The 18,386-nt window shown below is 70.8% G+C and carries 15 protein-coding genes; 11 read left to right on the top strand and 4 right to left on the bottom strand.

The window, feature by feature from the left end; translation table 11 throughout:
• Positions 1 to 8 precede the first annotated feature (8 nt).
• The 7 genes from mmuM to OG883_RS08470 all read left to right on the top strand — a co-directional run bounded on the left by mmuM (position 9) and on the right by OG883_RS08470 (position 9,744).
• Positions 9 to 914, top strand: coding sequence for a homocysteine S-methyltransferase (gene mmuM, locus OG883_RS08440; protein WP_266537120.1), 906 nt, complete (start codon positions 9 to 11; stop codon positions 912 to 914).
• Between the two features lie 154 nt (positions 915 to 1,068).
• On the top strand, positions 1,069 to 2,556 hold the full coding sequence (locus tag OG883_RS08445) for a 3' terminal RNA ribose 2'-O-methyltransferase Hen1 (protein WP_266537122.1): 1,488 nt from the start codon (positions 1,069 to 1,071) through the stop codon (positions 2,554 to 2,556).
• On the top strand, positions 2,553 to 5,114 hold the full coding sequence (locus OG883_RS08450; RefSeq protein WP_266537125.1) for a polynucleotide kinase-phosphatase: 2,562 nt from the start codon (positions 2,553 to 2,555) through the stop codon (positions 5,112 to 5,114). Before OG883_RS08445 ends, OG883_RS08450 begins: the two co-directional genes overlap by 4 nt.
• Positions 5,115 to 5,436: 322 nt before the next feature.
• Positions 5,437 to 5,706: a hypothetical protein gene (locus OG883_RS08455; protein WP_266537128.1), complete on the top strand. Its 270-nt coding sequence runs from the start codon at positions 5,437 to 5,439 to the stop codon at positions 5,704 to 5,706.
• A gap of 58 nt (positions 5,707 to 5,764) precedes the next feature.
• Positions 5,765 to 6,997, top strand: a complete 1,233-nt coding sequence (locus OG883_RS08460; RefSeq protein ID WP_266537131.1) for an arginine deiminase — start codon at positions 5,765 to 5,767, stop codon at positions 6,995 to 6,997.
• A gap of 107 nt (positions 6,998 to 7,104) precedes the next feature.
• Complete coding sequence (gene argF, locus OG883_RS08465) at positions 7,105 to 8,124, top strand: ornithine carbamoyltransferase (protein WP_266537134.1); 1,020 nt, start codon at positions 7,105 to 7,107, stop codon at positions 8,122 to 8,124.
• Between the two features lie 129 nt (positions 8,125 to 8,253).
• On the top strand, positions 8,254 to 9,744 hold the full coding sequence (locus OG883_RS08470; RefSeq protein ID WP_266537137.1) for an amino acid permease: 1,491 nt from the start codon (positions 8,254 to 8,256) through the stop codon (positions 9,742 to 9,744).
• On the opposite strand, the gene OG883_RS08475 is transcribed toward OG883_RS08470, so the two are convergent.
• Entirely contained in the window at positions 9,722 to 10,141 is a 420-nt protein-coding gene (locus OG883_RS08475; protein WP_266537140.1) for an ATP-binding protein, read from the bottom strand. The genes OG883_RS08470 and OG883_RS08475 overlap by 23 nt on opposite strands.
• 227 nt (positions 10,142 to 10,368) lie before the next feature.
• Here OG883_RS08475 and OG883_RS08480 point away from each other — a divergent pair, with 227 nt between their 5' ends.
• Together OG883_RS08480 and OG883_RS08485 are read left to right on the top strand one after the other, a co-directional pair.
• Positions 10,369 to 11,196: an enoyl-CoA hydratase family protein gene (locus OG883_RS08480; RefSeq protein ID WP_266537143.1), complete on the top strand. Its 828-nt coding sequence runs from the start codon at positions 10,369 to 10,371 to the stop codon at positions 11,194 to 11,196.
• Between the two features lie 152 nt (positions 11,197 to 11,348).
• Positions 11,349 to 13,694 carry a bifunctional salicylyl-CoA 5-hydroxylase/oxidoreductase gene (locus OG883_RS08485; RefSeq protein ID WP_266537146.1) on the top strand — a complete coding sequence of 782 codons (2,346 nt, stop codon included), beginning with the start codon at positions 11,349 to 11,351 and terminating at the stop codon, positions 13,692 to 13,694.
• Here the strand turns inward: OG883_RS08485 and OG883_RS08490 are convergent.
• The 3 genes from OG883_RS08490 to OG883_RS08500 all read right to left on the bottom strand — a co-directional run bounded on the left by OG883_RS08490 (position 13,681) and on the right by OG883_RS08500 (position 16,637).
• The gene (locus tag OG883_RS08490) at positions 13,681 to 14,136 is read right to left on the bottom strand and encodes a hypothetical protein (RefSeq protein WP_266537149.1); all 456 of its coding nucleotides are present in this window, start codon (positions 14,134 to 14,136) and stop codon (positions 13,681 to 13,683) included. The genes OG883_RS08485 and OG883_RS08490 overlap by 14 nt on opposite strands.
• 73 nt (positions 14,137 to 14,209) lie before the next feature.
• Positions 14,210 to 15,016, bottom strand: coding sequence for a PaaX family transcriptional regulator C-terminal domain-containing protein (locus OG883_RS08495; protein WP_266537151.1), 807 nt, complete (start codon positions 15,014 to 15,016; stop codon positions 14,210 to 14,212).
• 4 nt (positions 15,017 to 15,020) lie between these two features.
• A complete protein-coding gene (locus tag OG883_RS08500; protein WP_266537154.1) occupies positions 15,021 to 16,637 on the bottom strand; it encodes an AMP-binding protein in 1,617 nt (538 codons plus the stop codon).
• A gap of 130 nt (positions 16,638 to 16,767) precedes the next feature.
• Here OG883_RS08500 and OG883_RS08505 point away from each other — a divergent pair, with 130 nt between their 5' ends.
• A complete protein-coding gene (locus OG883_RS08505) occupies positions 16,768 to 17,922 on the top strand; it encodes an acyl-CoA dehydrogenase family protein (protein WP_266537157.1) in 1,155 nt (384 codons plus the stop codon).
• A complete protein-coding gene (locus OG883_RS08510; protein WP_266537160.1) occupies positions 17,919 to 18,317 on the top strand; it encodes a RidA family protein in 399 nt (132 codons plus the stop codon). The genes OG883_RS08505 and OG883_RS08510 overlap by 4 nt, the downstream gene beginning before the upstream one ends.
• Positions 18,318 to 18,386 lie beyond the last annotated feature (69 nt).

Genomic DNA, 18,386 nt, shown 5'->3' on the forward strand with positions numbered 1-18,386 from the left:
AAGTGCTGATGACGCCCGACCGTACACTCGCCGCCGCCACTGCCGAAGGGCCCTTGGTCCTCGACGGGGGCCTGTCCAACCAACTTCGGGCGCAAGGCTGTGATCTGTCCGGCGCTCTCTGGTCGGCACGGCTGCTCGCCGACGATCCGCAGCAGATCGAAGCGGCGCACTCGGCGTATGTGCGGGCGGGCGCACAGGTGCTCATCACGGCTAGCTACCAAGCCACGTTCGAGGGGTTCGCGCGGCGGGGAGTCGAGCGGGAGGAGGCCGCGGGACTGCTGGCCCGCAGTGTGGAACTGGCGCGCAGCGCGGGCGCGTCGGCCGAGTGGGAGGTATGGGTGGCGGCCTCGGTCGGGCCGTACGGCGCGATGCTCGCGGACGGCAGCGAGTACCGGGGCCGGTACGGACTGTCCGTGCGGGAGCTGGAGCGCTTCCACCGGCCGAGGATCGAGGCGCTGGCGGCGGCGGGCCCCGATGCGCTCGCACTGGAGACGGTGCCGGACATGGACGAGGCGGAAGCGCTGCTGCGGGCGGCCGAGGGGTGCGGGGTGCCTGTCTGGCTCTCGTACAGCATCACCGGCGAGCGGACCCGGGCCGGCCAGGAGCTGGCTCAGGCCTTCGCCCTCGCCGCCGGACGGGACGAGGTGATCGCCGTGGGGGTGAACTGCTGCGAGCCGGGTGACGCGGACAGGGCCGTGGAGCTCGCGGCGGCAGTGACGGGCAAGCCCGTGGTGGTCTATCCGAACAGTGGGGAGCGATGGGACGACGCCGCGCGGGAGTGGCGGGGCCGGGCGACGTATGACCCGGCCAGGGTGCGGGACTGGCTTGCGGCCGGGGCGCGGCTGGTCGGCGGCTGCTGCCGGGTCGGGCCGCGCGAGATCGCCGAACTCACGCGGTGGACGGGCACGGCCTGACGGATACGGATTGCGGGCACGGATTGATGGCACGGATTGATGGCACGGGCCCGGGTACGATCACGGTCGATGAGCTGAGGGTGACGTCCAACGGATTCCGGGCCGTGACGAAATCTCCTGGTCAGAGTGTGTGAATGCGGCCATACTCGGACGCGTGTTCCTGACGATCAGTACCACCGGTACCCCCGAACGTCCCGCCACCGATCTCGGCTTCCTGCTGCACAAGCATCCCGACAAGGCGCAGACGTTCTCCACCTCGCACGGCACGGCGCATGTCTTCTACCCCGAGGCATCCGCCGAGCGCTGCACGGCCGCGCTGCTGCTGGAGGTGGATCCGGTGGCGCTGGTGCGTCGCGGCAAGGGCAAGGGCCGTGGTGGTGCGCCCGATTCGGCGCTCGCGCAGTACGTCAACGACCGGCCGTACGCCGCGTCGTCGCTGCTGGCCGTCGCGCTGAGCACGGTCTTCAAGAGCGCCCTGCGAGGTGTGTGCGCCGCGCTGCCCGAGCGTGTCGAGGCTCCTCTGCCGCTGCGCATCGAGGTGCCCGCGCTGCCCGCCCGCGGTGGTGCCGAGCTGGTCCGGAAGCTCTTCGGGCCGCTGGGCTGGACATCGGTCGAGGCGCAGCCCGTGGCGCTGGACGAGCAGTTCCCCGAGTGGGGCGACTCACGCTACGTACAGCTGGTGCTCGAAGGGGAGCTGCGGCTCGCCGACGCGCTGCGGCAGTTGTACATCCTGTTGCCGGTGCTCGACGACGCCAAGCACTACTGGGTCGCGCCCGACGAGGTGGACAAGCTGCTGCGGGCGGGTGAGGGCTGGCTGGCCGAGCACCCCGAGCAGAAGCTGATCACCAGCCGCTATCTGTCGCGCCGCTGGGGTCTGACCCGGCAGGCGATGGAGCGCCTCGAACTGGTGCGGCTGGCCGAGGCCGACGACCTCGAGGTCGAGGACGTGAACAACGCCGTGGACGAGACCACGGACACGGAAGAGAAGCCCGTACCGCTCGCGGAGCAGCGCAGGGACGCGATCCTCGATGCGCTGCGCACCACCGGGGCGAGCCGGGTGCTCGACCTGGGCTGCGGTCAGGGCCAGTTGGTTCAGGCGCTGCTCAAGGATGTGCGCTTCACCGAGGTCGTGGGTGTCGATGTGTCCGTACGGGCGCTCACCATCGCCGGCCGCCGGCTGAAGCTGGACCGGATGGGCGAGCGGCAGGCCGCACGGGTCAAGCTGATGCAGGGTTCGCTCACATACACCGACAAGCGGCTCGGGGGATATGACGCCGCCGTGCTGAGCGAGGTCATCGAGCACCTCGATCTGCCGAGGCTGCCCGCGCTGGAGTACGCGGTGTTCGGGTCGGCCCGCCCGCAGACCGTGATCGTGACGACGCCGAACGTCGAGTACAACGTCCGCTGGGAGACCCTGCCAGCCGGGCATGTGCGCCACGGCGACCACCGCTTCGAATGGACTCGCGAGGAGTTCCGTTCATGGGCCGGGTCCGTGGCGGAACGGCACGGGTACGGCGTTGACTTCGTGCCCGTCGGGCCGGACGACCCGGAGGTGGGGCCGCCGACCCAGATGGCGGTGTTCACACGGACCGACGAAACCAGGCAGACCGAGCAGACCGAGAAGGAGGCGAAGGCCGCATGACCAGTACCACTGACACCAGCAGCACCACCACCGCAGGGCGCAGGCTCCCGGTCACCGACCTGTCCCTCGTGGTCCTCATCGGCGCCACCGGATCGGGCAAGTCCACCTTCGCCCGCAAGCACTTCAAGCCCACCGAGGTCATCTCCTCGGACTTCTGCCGCGGCCTCGTCGCCGACGACGAGAACGACCAGAGCGCGAGCGGCGACGCCTTCGACGTACTGCACTACATCGCGGGCAAGCGGCTCGCCGCCGGGCGGCTGACCGTCGTCGATGCCACCAGCGTGCAGCAGGAGAGCCGCCGGCAGCTCGTGCAGCTGGCGCGAGAGTACGACGTGCTGCCGATCGCGATCGTCCTCGACCTGCCGGAAGAGGTGTGTGCCGAACGCAACAGCGCACGCGCCGAACGGGCCGGGATGCCCCGCCACGTCATCCAGCGCCACCGGCGCGAACTGCGCCGCTCACTGCGCGGACTGGAGCGCGAGGGCTTCCGCAAGGTGCACATCCTGCGCACCGTGGAGGAGGTCGAGAACGCCCAGATCGTTCTCGAGCGCCGCTACAACGACCTCACCCACCTCACCGGCCCCTTCGACATCATCGGTGACATCCACGGCTGCCGCTCCGAGCTGGAGACGCTGCTCGCCAAGCTCGGTTACGTCGACGGCGTCCACCCCGAGGGGCGTACGGCGGTCTTCGTCGGCGACCTCGTCGACCGGGGACCCGACAGCCCCGGCGTGCTGCGCCGGGTGATGAGCATGGTCGCCGACGGCAACGCCCTGTGCGTCCCGGGAAACCACGAGAACAAGCTCGGGCGCTGGCTCAAGGGCAGGAACGTCCAGCACTCGCACGGACTGGCCGAGACCATCGAGCAGTTGGAGAAGGAGGACGACTCCTTCCGCGAACAGGTGCGGGAATTCATCGACGGACTGGTCAGCCACTACGTCCTTGACGGGGGGAACCTGGTCGTCTGCCACGCCGGTCTGCCCGAGAAGTACCACGGCCGCACCTCCGGCCGGGTCCGTTCGCACGCTCTGTACGGCGACACGACCGGCGAGACCGATGAGTTCGGCCTGCCCGTGCGCTACCCGTGGGCAGAGGACTACCGAGGACGGGCGGCTGTGGTCTACGGCCACACGCCCGTGCCCAACACCTCATGGATCAACAACACGATCTGCCTGGACACCGGAGCGGTCTTCGGCGGCAGGATGACCGCGCTGCGCTGGCCGGAGCGCGAACTCGTCGACGTACCGGCCGAGAAGGTCTGGTACGAGCCGGCCAAGCCGCTGACCACCGAGGTTCCGGGCGGCCACGAAGGCCGTCCGCTGGACCTCGCGGACGTGCAGGGCCGACGGGTGGTGGAGACCGGGCACATGGCCCGTATCGGCGTGCGCGAGGAGAATGCCGCGGCGGCGCTCGAAGTCATGAGCCGCTTCGCGGTCGACCCGCGGCTGCTCGCCTACCTGCCGCCGACGATGTCGCCGACGGCGACCTCGAAGGAGGACGGCTATCTGGAGCACCCGGCCGAGGCGTTCGCGCAGTACCGGGCGGACGGTGTGGCGAAGGTCGTGTGCGAGGAGAAGCACATGGGTTCGCGGGCGGTGGCGCTGGTCTGCCGTGACGCCGACGCCGCACGCGAGCGGTTCGGGGTCGAGGGACCGACGGGTGCGCTGCACACCCGCACCGGACGTCCCTTCTTCGACGACGAGACCGTCACCGAGGAGATCCTCGACCGGCTGCGCACAGCCGTCACCGAGGCCGGTCTCTGGGACGAACTCGACACGGACTGGCTGCTGCTCGACGCCGAGCTGATGCCCTGGTCGCTCAAGGCGTCCGGGCTGCTGCGCTCGCAGTACGCGGCGGTGGGTGCCGCCTCCGGAGCTGTCCTGCCGGGTGCCACGGCCGCCCTCGAGGCCGCCGTCGGGCGCGGCGTGCCGGTGGACGGACTGCTGGCCAAGCAGCGGGAGCGCTCCGCCGACGCGGCCGCGTTCACCGAGGCGTACCGGCGCTACTGCTGGACGACCGACGGGCTGGAGGGGGTGCGTCTTGCGCCGTTCCAGATCCTCGCTGTGCAGGGCCGCGCGCTCGCCGCGGTACCGCACGACGAGCAACTGGCCTGGCTGGACCGGCTGGTGGAGCACGACGCCACGGGCCTGCTCCAGGTCACCCGGCGTCTCGTCGTGGAGACCGGCGACGAAGCCTCGGTCCAGGCAGGTGTCGACTGGTGGCTGGAGATGACCGGCCGGGGCGGCGAGGGCATGGTCGTCAAGCCGCTCCAGGCGCTCGCCCGGGACGGGAAGGGCCGGCTCGTGCAGCCGGGCATCAAGGTCCGCGGACGCGAGTATCTGCGGATCATCTACGGCCCCGAGTACACGCGTCCGGAGAACCTGGAGCGCCTGCGCAACCGGTTCCTGAACCACAAGCGCTCGCTGGCTCTGCGCGAGTACGCGCTGGGTCTGGAGGCCCTGGACCGGCTGGCCGCCGGTGAGCCGCTGTGGCGGATCCACGAAGCGGTCTTCGCGGTGCTGGCCCTGGAGTCGGAGCCGGTCGACCCCCGGCTGTGACCCTGCCGCAGGCCGTACGGGGAGGCACTGTCAGTGCCTCCCCGCAGGCGTTGATCACTCGCCTGAGAAGCGCGCCTGGGGCGGGGAACGCGGCGGAGAGCACGATGAGTTCGACCACAGCCCGGACGGCCGTCGGGGAGTACGAGCCGACGCTCGACGCGTACGCCGAGCCGAAGCCGGTGCTGCGCTGCCGCAATGCGGCGGGACGCGAGCTGACGAAGCTGCCGCCCGCGCTCAAGGGCGAGCCGCCGGTCCAGGAGCTGACGGCGCCGGCGGAGCGGATCGGCGACCATGCCGCCGAGGCACGCACCCGCGTCGAGCAGTGGATGACACGATCTCTTCCCGTGCCGGCCGCGCTGATACGGGGCAGGTGTGGCCCGATCCGTACGGGCAGCGCAACACCCATGTGTCGTGGCGGGCCGGCACCGGCACCACCGCCCCGGGGTCTGTACGGCAGACGCTGCTCAGCCTGGTGGGCGCGCACCTTCCGGAGCTTTCCGAGCCCGCCGCCCTACAGTCGGCCACCGAGGCGCCGCACATGGCACTGGCCTGCGAGGTGCGACAGGCTGCCCTGCGGCAGCACATCAGGTGACGGAAGCTGGTGCGTGGCTCGCCGGGTGAACGGCCGCCCACGCGGTGAGGATGGAAGCATGGGATTCCACGTCGACTCCGAGACCGGGCGGCTGCGCCAGGTCATCCTGCACCGCCCCGATCTGGAGCTGAAGCGGCTCACGCCCCGCAACAAGGACGCACTGCTCTTCGACGATGTGCTGTGGGTGCGCCGCGCCCGGCAGGAGCACGACGGGTTCGCGGACGTGCTGCGCGACCGCGGGGTCGAGGTGCACCTCTTCGGCGAGCTGCTCCGTGAGTCGCTGGAGATCCCGGAGGCCAGGAAGCTCGTCCTGGACCGGGTCTTCGTCGAGAAGGAGTACGGACCGCTCGCCACCGATCACCTCAGAGCCGTGTTCGACGAGCTGCCCACGCCGGAACTGGTCGAGGCACTGGTCGGCGGGATGACCAAGCGGGAGTTCCTCGCGGGCCATCCCGAGCCGACGTCCGTCCGCTTCCACGTGATGGATCTGGACGACTTCCTCCTCGCGCCCCTGCCGAACCATCTCTTCACCCGCGACACCTCCGCCTGGATCTACGACGGCGTCTCCATCGACGCGATGCGCTGGCCGGCCCGGCAGCGCGAGACCGTCCACTTCGAGGCGATCTACAAGCACCACCCGCTCTTCACGGGCCCCAAGGCCGGCGCGTTCCACCACTGGTCGGAGGGGCAGGACGACCATCCCTCCACCATCGAGGGCGGGGACGTCCTGGTCATCGGCAACGGCGCGGTGCTGATCGGGATGAGCGAGCGCACCACGCCGCAGGCCGTGGAGATGCTGGCCCGCGGACTCTTCGCCGCCGGTTCCGCCCGGACCATCGTGGCGCTGGACATGCCCAAGCGGCGGGCCTTCATGCATCTCGACACCGTCATGACGATGGTCGACCGCGACACCTTCACCCAGTACGCGGGGCTCGGCATGCTGCGCTCGTACACCATCGAACCGGCCGAGGGCCCTCAGGCGCTCAAGGTCACCGATCATCCGCCTGAGCAGATGCACAGCGCCATCGCCGCCGCCCTGGGGCTCAAGGAGATCCGGGTCCTCACCGCGACCCAGGACGTGCACTCGGCCGAGCGCGAGCAGTGGGACGACGGCTGCAATGTCCTCGCCGTCGAGCCGGGCGTCGTGGTCGCGTACGAGCGCAACGTCACCACAAACACCCACCTGCGCAAACGGGGCATCGAGGTGATCGAGATCCGCGGCAGCGAACTGGGCAGGGGCCGGGGCGGCCCCCGCTGTATGAGCTGTCCGGTCGAACGCGACGCCGCATAGCCGCCCCTCCGGGCATCCCTCACCCCATCCCTCACCCACTGTATAGCGATGCGGAGCTTCGTATAGACTTCCAGGGTTACCGCAGTCGCGATCCAGGAGCAGCCACCATGGCGATACAACTCGAAGGCCGCCACCTCCTCAAGGAGCTGGACTTCACCGCCGAGGAGTTCCGCGGTCTGATCGATCTGGCCGCCGATCTCAAGGCCGCCAAGCGAGCGGGCGCCGAGGTCCAGCGGCTGCGCGGCAAGAACATCGCGCTGATCTTCGAGAAGTCGTCCACCCGTACGCGCTGTTCCTTCGAGGTCGCGGCCGCGGACCAGGGCGCGTCGACGACCTACATCGACCCGGCCGGCTCACACATCGGCAGCAAGGAGTCCGCCAAGGACACTGCCCGGGTGCTCGGCCGGCTGTTCGACGCCATCGAGTACCGCGGCGATGGCCAGGCAATGGTCGAGGAGCTCGCCGCGTTCGCCGGGGTCCCGGTCTACAACGGCCTCACTGATGCCTGGCACCCCACCCAGATGCTCGCCGACGTGCTCACCATGACCGAGCACAGCGACAAGCCGCTCGACCGGATCACCTTCGCGTACCTCGGCGACGCCCGCTTCAACATGGGCAACTCCTACCTGGTCACCGGTGCGCTGCTCGGCATGGACGTACGGATCGTCGCGCCCAGGTCCTACTGGCCGGCCGAGGAGATCGTCACCGAGGCCCGCGCGGCCGCCGAGGTCAGCGGTGCCCGGATCACCCTCACCGAGGACATCGCCGAGGGCGTCCGGGGCGCGGACTTCGTCGCCACCGACGTCTGGGTCTCGATGGGCGAGCCCAAGGAGATCTGGGACGAGCGCATCAAGGTGCTCGGCCCGTACGCCGTGACGATGGATGTGCTGCGCGCCACCGGCAACGCGGAAGTGAAGTTCCTGCACTGCCTTCCCGCATTCCACGACCTGGGTACCAAGGTCGGCCGCGAGATCCACGAGAGTCACGGCCTGACCGAACTCGAAGTCACCGACGAGGTCTTCGAGTCGGACCACTCGATCGTCTTCGACGAGGCGGAGAACCGGATGCACACGATCAAAGCCGTCCTGGTGGCCACCCTGACCGGGGAGCTCGCCGCATCGGAGTAGCCATCCGGCGAATTGGGTGAACATGCAGGTCGGCCGATAGTATGTGGCCGAATAGTGGGGTCCGGGCTCGCGCTCGGACCCCACTTTCTTGTGTCCGACCCGTGAGACCAGACAAGAGAACGGCCCCGAATGCGCATCAAGAGCCCCGCCCAGCTAGTCGCCGATTCCGGCGCGGACACCGAGGGCCACGGCCTCAAGAGAACGATGGGCCTCTTCCAGCTCGTGTGCTTCGGCGTCGGCGCCATCGTCGGTACGGGCATCTTCGTCGGCCTCTCCGACAGCGTCTCCGAAGCCGGTCCCGCCGTTGTCGTCTCGTTCGTCCTGGCCGCGATCACCTGCATCTTCACCGCGTTCTCCTTCGCCGAGCTGGGCAGCGCGATACCGGTCTCCGGCAGTTCGTACTCCTTCGCCTACGCCACGCTCGGCGAACGGGTCGCCTTCCTCGTCGGGTGGTGCCTGCTGCTGGAGTACGGCATATCCGTCTCCGCGGTCGCCGTCGGCTGGGGCCAGTACCTCAACGAACTGCTGAACAGCGTCGTCGGCTGGCAGCTGCCCACCGCGCTCGCCGGCCCGCCCGGCGGCGGCGGCATCGTCAACATTCCCGCCGTCGTGGTGATACTCCTGGCCGCGCTGCTGCTGGTGCGCGGCATCCGTGAGAGCGCCCGCGCCACCGCCGCCATGGCCATCGTGAAGATCGCGATCCTGTTCCTCTTCTGCGCCATCGCCTTCACCGCGTACACGTCGGACAACCTCTCGCCGTTCTCCCCGCACCACCTGGCGGGAGTCACCTCCGGCGCGTCGCTCGCGTTCTTCTCGTACATCGGCTTCGACGCGATCACGACGGCGGGTGAGGAGGTCAAGAACCCGCGGCGCAACATCCCGCTCGCGATCATGATCTGCATCGGCATCGTCACGCTGCTCTACGGTCTGGTCGCCCTCGCCGCGATCGGCGCGATGTCCGCCGACGATGTCGCCGACAAGCCGGCCGCCCTCTCGCTGATCGTCAACCAGGTCACCGAGTCGACCGTCGGCGGCGGCGTCATCGCCTTCGGCGCGGTGGTCGCCATCGCCTCCGTCGTCCTTGCCGTGATGTACGGCCAGACCCGCATCCTGATGTCGATGTCCCGTGACGGTCTGATCCCGCGGGTCTTCGGGCGCGTCTCCGCGAAGACCTCGACGCCCGTCGCCAACACCTGGATCGTCGCCGCGGTCTTCGCGATACCGGCCGCCGTCGTCCCGCTCGACGTGGTGATGAATCTGACGACCATCGGCACGCTCGCCGTCATGGCCACCGTCAATATCGCGGTGATCGCGCTGCGCCGCCGCTACCCGGGGACGGAAACCAAGTTCCGGGTGCCGCTGTATCCGCTCAGCCCGGTGCTGGGCGTGATCTTCTGTCTGTATCTCATCTGGGGCACGGGCTGGACGACGTGGGTCCAGTTCGCGGTGTTTCTGCTGGTCGGCGCGGTGGTGTACGCGCTGTACGGCCGCCGCCACTCGCGCCTGGCGGGTACCGGCACGGCGGGCCCCGATGCGTCCGGCCCCCATGCGTCCGGTTCCGATCGGTCCGACGCCGAGCCGTCCGACTCCGAGCTGGTCAGCTCCTCGTCAGGAGCGTGAACCAGACCGCCTTGCCCGCGGCGGTCATCCGGTGGCCGCACTCCGAGCTCAGTGCGCGGAGCAGCAGCAGCCCGCGGCCGTGCTCCTGCCATGGATCGGGCTCGGATCCCGGCGCGGGCAGGGACAGGTCGCCGGGCGGGGCCGGGTCGGAGTCATGGACCTCGACCTGGCACCCCGTCGACAGCAGTTCCACCACCAGCTGTATGGGGGACCCGCCGCGGGTGTGCTCCACGGCGTTGGCGACCAGCTCGGCCGTGAGCAGCTCGGCCGTGTCGCTGTCCGCGGACACCTCGATCTCCGCCAGCGCCGTACGGATCAGGGCGCGGGCGATGGGCACAGCAGCCGTACTGTGCGGCAGCGCGATGCGCCACGAGGCAGGGCCGGAGGTTTCGAGCAAGGTGGAGAGTTCCGTTCGAGGTGCGACGTCCTGTTCGCAACCTTACGAAGCGCAAGGGGCTGGACAAGGGCCCGGGGCCCGTTCCGGGTGGGAGCTGTGCCACAACTGGGACGGGTCCGGTGCGGAGGCAGTACATACGCGTATCGCGTACTCGTGACGGAAGTCACGTACAAGTGATAGCTTCGAGAGGCAGGCAGCAGACCGCCCGCTGAAGGAGGTCACACTCCATGAGCCCCTTTTCCGGCTCCGCTCCACGTACCGAGGACTGGCGCCATCTGCGCCTCACGACGGACGACGGAGTCGCGACCGTCACCCTCGCCCGCCCCGAGAAACTCAACGCGCTCACCTTCGGCGCCTACGCCGACCTGCGCGATCTGCTCGCCGAGCTGGCGCGGGAGCGGTCCGTGCGGGCGCTGGTGCTCGGCGGCGAGGGCCGCGGGTTCTGCTCCGGCGGCGACGTCGACGAGATCATCGGCGCGACGCTGGCGATGGACACCGCCCAGCTCCTCGACTTCAACCGGATGACCGGCCAGGTCGTGCGGGCGCTGCGGGAATGCCCCTTCCCGGTGATCGCCGCGGTGCACGGCATCGCGGCGGGGGCCGGCGCGGTCCTCGCGCTCGCCGCGGACTTCCGTATCGCGGACCCGTCCGCCCGCTTCGCGTTCCTCTTCACCAAGGTGGGGCTCTCGGGCGGTGACATGGGCGCGGCGTATCTGCTGCCCCGGGTCGTCGGGCTCGGCCACGCCACCCGGCTGCTGATGCTCGGCGAACCGGTCCGAGCCCCCGAGGCCGAACGGATCGGCCTGCTCAGCGAGCTGACCGACGAGGGCCAGGCGGATGCGCGGGCGGCAGAGCTGGCCCGCCGGCTGGCCGAGGGACCGGCCCTGGCGTACGCGCAGACCAAGGCGCTGCTCACCGCCGAACTGGACATGCCGCTCGCCGCGGCGGTCGAGCTGGACGCGGCGACGCAGGCGCTGCTGATGAACGGCGAGGACTACGCGGAGTTCCACGCGGCCTTCACCGAGAAGCGCCCGCCGAAGTGGCAGGGGCGCTGACGATGGCGCGCAGGCCGGGCCCGCCCGCCGTCACCGGTAAGCGGGACTCCGCCCCGGACCCCGCGGCTCGGACGTCGGCGGGGCTGCACAATCCGGCCGGTCCCGCGGGGGATCCGGCCGGTCCCGCCGGGGAACAGCCCGCCGAAGGCGGCATGACACGTCGGCCCCCCGCTGAGCAGCCCGCCCCCGCCCCGCGGCCCGGCACCGCGCCCGACATACCGCGCACCCCCCTCCGCGTCGCCGTCATCGGGGGCGGGCCGGGTGGGCTGTACGCCGCCGCGCTCCTCAAACGGCTCGACCCCGCTCGCGACATCACCGTCTGGGAACGCGGCGCCCCCGACGACACCTTCGGCTTCGGCGTCGTCCTCTCCGACGAGACCCTCGGCGGGATCGAGCACGCCGACCCTGTCATCTACCGGGCGCTCCAGGACGAGTTCGTACGATGGGACGACATCGACATCGTCCACCGCGAGGGGACTCTCACCTCCGGCGGCCACGGGTTCGCGGCGCTCGGGCGGCGCAGGCTGCTGGAGATCCTGCACGAGCGCTGCGACTCCCTCGGCGTACGGCTCCGCTTCCGCACCCCCGCCCCACCCGCCGCCGAACTCTCCCCGGCGTACGACCTCGTCATCGCCGCCGACGGCGTGCACAGCCTCACCCGCGAGGCACACGCCGACGCCTTCGGGCCGCACATCGCGACCCACCGGTGCCGCTACATCTGGCTGGCCGCCGACTTCGCCTTCGACGCCTTCCGCTTCGAGATCGCCGAGACCGAGCACGGCGTGATGCAGCTCCACGGCTACCCTTATGCCGCCGACGCCAGCACGGTCATCGTCGAGATGCGCGAGGAGGTCTGGCAGGCGACGGGTCTGGACGCCTGCGACGAGCAGCAGTCCGCGGACCAGTGCGCCAAGATCTTCGCCGACGCCCTCGGCGGCCGCCCGCTGCGCTCCCACCGATCCGCCTGGACAGCCTTCCGTACCGTCGTCAACGACCGCTGGTCGCACGGCAACACGGTCCTCCTGGGCGACGCGGCCCACACCGCCCACTTCTCCATCGGCTCCGGCACCAAGCTCGCCGTCGAGGACGCCCTCGCCCTCGCCGCCTGCATCGAGGAACAGCCCGACCTGCCCACCGCCCTCGCCGCGTACGAGACCGAGCGCCGCCCGGTCGTCGAGTCCACCCAGCGCGCGGCCGCCGCCAGCCTGCGCTGGTTCGAGGAGCTGGGCACCTATCTCGACCAGCCGGTCCGCCAGTTCGCCTTCAACCTGCTCACCCGCAGCCGCCGCGTCACCCACGACAATCTGCGGCTGCGTGACCGGGCCTTCACCGGCTCCGTCGAGCGCGATTTCGGCTGCCCGCCCGGCACACCCCCGATGTTCACCCCTTTCACGCTGCGCGGACTCACCCTGCGCAACCGGGTCGTCGTCTCCCCCATGGACATGTACAGCGCCGAGGACGGCGTCCCGGGCGACTTCCATCTCGTGCACCTCGGTGCGCGGGCTCTGGGCGGAGCAGGCCTTGTGATGACCGAGATGGTGTGTGTGAGCGCCGAGGGACGGATCACTCCCGGCTGCACCGGCCTCTACACACCCGAACAGGGCGCGGCCTGGCGCCGGGTGACCGACTTCGTCCACGAACGGGCGCCCGGCACGGCCATCGGAGTCCAGCTCGGCCACTCCGGCCGCAAGGGCTCCACCAGGCTCATGTGGGACGGCATCGACGAGCCGCTGGCCGACGGCAACTGGCCCCTTTCGGCCGCCTCACCGCTGCCGTACCGGCCCGGAGTCAACCAGATCCCGCACGCGCTGGACCGCGCCGGGCTCTCCACCGTTCGCGAGCAGTTCGCCGCCGCGACCCGGCGCGCCGCCGACAGCGGCTTCGACCTCCTCGAACTCCACTGTGCCCACGGCTACTTGCTCTCCGGCTTCCTCTCGCCCCTCACCAATCAACGGACCGACTCCTACGGCGGATGTCTCGACAACCGCCTCCGCTTCCCCCTCGAAGTCTTCGACGCCATGCGTGAGGCCTGGCCCGACGACCGGCCCATGACCGTCCGCCTCTCCGCCACCGACTGGGCTGAGGGCGGCACGACGGCCGACGACGCGGTCGAGATCGCCCGTGCCTTCGCCGCCCACGGCGCCGACGCGATCGACGTCTCCACCGGACAGGTGGTCCCCGACGAGGAGCCCGAGTACGGCCGCTCGTACCAGACCCCGTACGCCGACCGGATCCGCAACACCCTCTCCGTCCCGGTCATCGCGGTCGGCGCGATCTCGTCCTGGGACGACGTCAACTCACTCCTGCTGGCGGGCCGCGCCGACCTCTGCGCGCTGGCCCGCCCCCATCTCTACGACCCCCACTGGACGCTGCACGCGGCGGCCGACCAGGAGTACACGGGGCCGGGCGCGCCCTGGCCGCTCCCGTACCGGGCCGGCAGCCGCAAACCGCCCACCGGCCGTACGGACGCCCCGAAACCGAGGCTCACTCTGGGGTGAGGCACGTGTGGCACCGGCACGGATCGGGATGTGGCCCGGCGTGGTACGTCTGCCGTCCCTCGGCCGCGACCCGCTCCAGCAGCGCGGCCTGTTCCTCGGCCTGTTCCCGCGTCATCGGCGGACCGTAGGCGGCCTCGACGTACCGGCGCAGTACTGCGGGGGTGTGGACGAGCTTGGCGCGGAAAGTGTGCAGATGCCGCGTCCCCGTGTCGATGGTGATCCAGCGGCCGGTGTGCCGTCCGCGCCCGACCGTGGTCAGCTGCTCGTGGCCCATGCCCGCGTAGGTCGACACGACGTAGACCTTCGAGCCGCCCTTGTACGCCTTGGTGCCGGGCCGCAGCTCCTGCCCCAGGTCGCCGTAGCGCCGCCACAGCACCACGTTCGCCGCCACCAGCCACATCGGCTCGGGGTTCTCACCCATGCCCGGAACCGACGCGCTCATGCCCGGAACCGACGCACTCATGCCCGGACCGGAATCGACGCGCTCATGCCCGGAAACGACGCAGCCCCGCCCGTCACGGTTGCACGAACGCCGCCCCGGCGTCCCGCAGCAGTGCATGCAGCCGGGCGAAGACGTCCGCCGAGCGGCCGCCCGGCCAGCCCTGTGGCAGCAGCTCGGCCGGCAGACCCGGATCGGCGTACGGCAGCTGCCGCCAGGAGTCCAGCACCGGCAGATAGTCCCGGTACGCGTCCTGCGCGGGCACCTCGCCGCGCGCCTCCCACGCCCGCAGCACCGGCTCGTACAGATCCAGGAAATCCTCGTACTGCTTGGCGATCGCCCCCAGGTCCCACCAGCGTGCCACCGCCTCCGCCGTTGCCGCGAAGCCGAGATGCTCACCGCGGAACATCTCGACGTACCCGTCGAGCTGAAGGCGGTGCAGCGTGTGCCGGGTCTCCTCGTACAGCCGGGCCGGCGCGATCCACACCCCCGGCGCCGCGGACCCGAAACCGAGCCGCCCCAGGCGCGAGCGGAGCAGATGGCGCTTGTGGCGTTCGGCCTCCGGTACGGAGAAGACGGCGAGCATCCAGCCGTCGGAGAGCCGGGGCGAGGGCCGGGCGTAGATTCGGCGGTCGCCGTCGTCGAGCAGCTGGCGGGCGTCGGCCGACAGGGCGTAGCCCGCGGCGCCGTCCGGGGCGCGCTCGGGGGTCAGCAGGCCCCGCCGTTTGAGCCGGGAGACCGAGGAGCGCACGGACGGCGCGTCGACGCCGAGAACGGCCAGCAGGCGGATGAGTTCGGCCACGGGGAAGGGTCCCGGCCTTTCGCGTCCGTACGCGCCGTACAGAGTGACGATCAGGGATCGGGGGGTGTGCTGCTCGGCCACGTGATCACTCTAGAGCCCGCAGGCGGAAGCGTTGCAGCTTGCCGGTCTGGGTGCGCGGAAGCGCGTCGAGGAAGACGAACTCGCGGGGGCATTTGTACGGTGTCAGCCTCCGCTTCACCGAGTCGGCGAGTGCGGCGACGGTGTCGTCGCCGGTCGGGACTCCCGCGCGCAGCACGACGTACGCCACGACGATCTGTCCCCGCAGGCCGTCGGGACGGCCGACCACCGCCGCCTCCGCCACATCCGGGTGGTGCAGCAGGGCGTCCTCGACCTCGGGCCCGGCGATGTTGTACCCGGCCGAAATGATCATGTCGTCGGCGCGGGCGACGTAGCGGAACCAGCCGTCCGGTTCACGTACGTACGTGTCGCCGGTGAGATTCCAGCCGTCGTGGACGTAATCCGCCTGACGAGGGTCGGCCAGATAGCGGCAGCCCACCGGGCCGCGCACGGCCAGCAGCCCTTCCTCCCCGTCCGCCACCGGACGGCCGTCGGCGTCGACCACGCGCGCGTGCCACCCCGGAACCGGGATTCCGGTGGTGCCCGGTCTGATCGACTCGTCCGCCGCCGAGATGAAGATGTGCAGCAGCTCGGTCGCGCCGATGCCGTTGATGATGCGCAGTCCGGTCCGCTCCTGCCAGGCCTGCCAGGTGGCGGCGGGCAGATTCTCACCGGCCGACACGCAGCGCCGCAGCGAGCGGGTGTCGTGGCCGTCGAGGTTGTCCAGCATCACCCGGTACGCGGTCGGCGCGGTGAACAGGACCGACACCCGGTGCTCGGCGATCGCGGACAACAGCCGGGCCGGGCCCGCCTGTTCGAGCAGCAGCGCAGACGCCCCCGCCCGCATCGGGAAGATCACCAGACCACCGAGCCCGAAGGTGAAGCCCAGCGGGGGGCTGCCCGCGAAGACATCATCGGGCTCCGGCCGCAGCACCCGCGCGGAGAAGGTGTCCGCGACGGCCAGCACATCGCGGTGGAAATGCATGCACCCCTTGGGGCGGCCGGTCGTGCCCGAGGTGAAGGCGATCAGCGCGACATCGTCGGCGGCGGTCGGGACGGGCGTGTACGGCTCCGGTGCCGCGGCGGCGGCCAGACTGATCAGATCGTCGGGGGAGTCGCCGCCGTACGCCGTGATGCGCAGCCCCGACACCTCGGCCTTCGCCAGATCGTCGACCGAGCGGATGTCGCACAGCGCGTGGCTGACGGCGGCCATCTCGCACACCGTGGCGAGTTCCCGGGCCCTCTGCTGGGCCAGAACGGTGACGGCCACCGCGCCCGCCCTCATCACGCCCAGCCAGCAGGCCGCGAGCCAGGGGGTCGTCGGGCCGCGCAGCAGGACACGGTTCCCGGGGACCACACCGAGGCAGGAGGTGAGGACATGAGCGATCCGGTCGGCCTGTTCGCGGAGCTCTCCGTACGTCCACACCTCCCCGCCCGCGGTACGGAAGACGGGCCGGTCCGCGCCGAAGCGCTCGATCGTACGGTCCAGCAGCTCGGACCCGCAGTTCAGGCGCTGCGGATAGTGCAGCTCGGGCAGGTCGAAGACGAGTTCCGGCCACTGCCCGGCAGGCGGCAGATGGTCGCGCGCAAAGGTGTCGAGGTGGGCCGAGGGTGTCAGCTCCATGGTTCGCCCCCTTCTCGTGGTGGGGTCGCGAATCGAGCGTATCGTGAAGGTGACGACAGTCAACGGTCCGCGATACCTCGCTTTCCCAGGAGGTGCCCCGGACCCCCGGCCGCACGAAGTGGGGGCTCGAATGCCCGTATTCTCACTGGAACCGGCACAGACCGCCTGGTGTGCGCAGCTGCGGACCCTGGCAGCCGAGCGGCTGCGCCCGCTGGCGGAGAAGGGAGAACCGGGCCGCGTCAACCGCCCCTTGGTCGCCGCCCTCGGTGAACTCCGCCTCCTTGAGCGCCTGTTCGGGGCCGGGGCGCTGGAGCTGTGCCTGCTGCGCGAGTCGCTGGCGTACGGATGTACGGAGGCCGAGACCGCCCTCGCTCTCCAGGGCCTCGGCAGCTACCCCCTGGTCCAGGCGGGCAGCGCCGCGCAACGGGAACGCTGGCTCCCCGAGGTGGTCGCCGGGCGCGCCGTCGCCGCCTTCGCGCTGAGCGAGCCCGACGCCGGGTCGGACGCGGCTGCCCTGGCCCTCAAGGCCGTGCCCGACCGGGCAGAAGGCCGGGGCGGCTGGCGCCTCAGCGGCGAGAAGCGGTGGATCTCCAACGCCCCCGAGGCCGACTTCTACACCGTCTTCGCCCGTACGACGGAGGGTGCGGGCGCCCGCGGTGTCACCGCGTTCCTCGTCCCCGCCGACCGCCCGGGGCTGACCGGGACCGCGCTGGAGATGCTCTCCCCGCACCCCATCGGCGCGCTGAACTTCGACGACGTCCCCGTCACCCGCGACGATGTCCTCGGTGACCCGGACGGCGGCTTCCGGGTCGCCATGAACACCCTGAACCTCTTCCGGCCCAGCGTCGGCGCGTTCGCCGTCGGGATGGCCCAGGCGGCCCTGGACGCGGCTCTCGGGCACACGGCGCGTCGCACCGCCTTCGGCGGCCCCCTGAAGGATCTCCAGTCGGTCGCCCATCAGGTCGCCGAGATGGCCACCCGCACCGAAGCCGCCCGGCTGCTCGTCTACGCGGCGGCCGCCGCGTACGACGAAGGTGCCGAAGACGTACCGAAGCGGTCGGCCATGGCCAAGCTGCTCGCCACGGAGACCGCCCAGTACGTCGTGGACGCCGCCGTTCAGCTGCACGGCGCCCGCGCGCTTCAACGCGGCCATGTGCTGGAACATCTCTACCGCGAGGTCCGCGCCCCCCGGATCTACGAGGGCGCCACCGAGGTCCAGCGCACGATCATCGCCAAGGAGCTGTACGCAAAGGACGCAAAGGACGCAAAGGAGCCGTACGCATGACCCTGCACCGCCAGAATCCGGCCGAGCTCTCGCCGCCCACGGGTTTCTCCCACGCCGTCACCGCCTCCGGCTCACGGATCGTCTTCCTGGCCGGGCAGACCGCGCTCGACACCGACGGCAAGCTCGTCGGGGAGACACTGCCCGAGCAGTTCGAGACGGCACTCGCCAATCTCCTCACCGCTCTCGTGGCCGCGGACGGCGCCCCGCAGGACCTCGCCCGCGTCACCGTCTATGCCACCGATGTCGCCGACTACCGCGCCCATGCGGTCGAACTGGGCCGGATCTGGCGCCGGCTGGCCGGCCGCGACTACCCCGCCATGGCGGTGATCGGAGTGGTCCGCCTCTGGGACGATCAGGCCCTGGTCGAGCTGGACGGGGTGGCCGTACTGCCCTGAGCCCGGCGACCCGCTCATCCCCACGACGAGGTAAGGACCGGATGATGCCGCGCCAGCACGGCCGACGGC

This window comes from Streptomyces sp. NBC_01142 (assembly GCF_026341125.1).
Lineage (GTDB): Bacteria > Actinomycetota > Actinomycetes > Streptomycetales > Streptomycetaceae > Streptomyces.

Bases quoted from the DNA above. Each gene is read 5' to 3' on its own strand.
- OG883_RS08505 (WP_266537157.1), top strand. From the start codon at position 16,768: ATGCCCGTATTCTCACTGGAACCGGCACAGACCGCCTGGTGTGCGCAG.
- OG883_RS08460 (WP_266537131.1), top strand. From the start codon at position 5,765: ATGGGATTCCACGTCGACTCCGAGACCGGGCGGCTGCGCCAGGTCATC.
- mmuM (WP_266537120.1), top strand. From the start codon at position 9: ATGACGCCCGACCGTACACTCGCCGCCGCCACTGCCGAAGGGCCCTTG.
- OG883_RS08500 (WP_266537154.1), bottom strand. From the start codon at position 16,637: ATGGAGCTGACACCCTCGGCCCACCTCGACACCTTTGCGCGCGACCAT.
- OG883_RS08450 (WP_266537125.1), top strand. From the start codon at position 2,553: ATGACCAGTACCACTGACACCAGCAGCACCACCACCGCAGGGCGCAGG.
- OG883_RS08470 (WP_266537137.1), top strand. From the start codon at position 8,254: ATGCGCATCAAGAGCCCCGCCCAGCTAGTCGCCGATTCCGGCGCGGAC.
- OG883_RS08490 (WP_266537149.1), bottom strand. From the start codon at position 14,136: ATGAGCGCGTCGGTTCCGGGCATGGGTGAGAACCCCGAGCCGATGTGG.
- OG883_RS08480 (WP_266537143.1), top strand. From the start codon at position 10,369: ATGAGCCCCTTTTCCGGCTCCGCTCCACGTACCGAGGACTGGCGCCAT.
- OG883_RS08485 (WP_266537146.1), top strand. From the start codon at position 11,349: ATGACACGTCGGCCCCCCGCTGAGCAGCCCGCCCCCGCCCCGCGGCCC.
- OG883_RS08510 (WP_266537160.1), top strand. From the start codon at position 17,919: ATGACCCTGCACCGCCAGAATCCGGCCGAGCTCTCGCCGCCCACGGGT.
- argF (WP_266537134.1), top strand. From the start codon at position 7,105: ATGGCGATACAACTCGAAGGCCGCCACCTCCTCAAGGAGCTGGACTTC.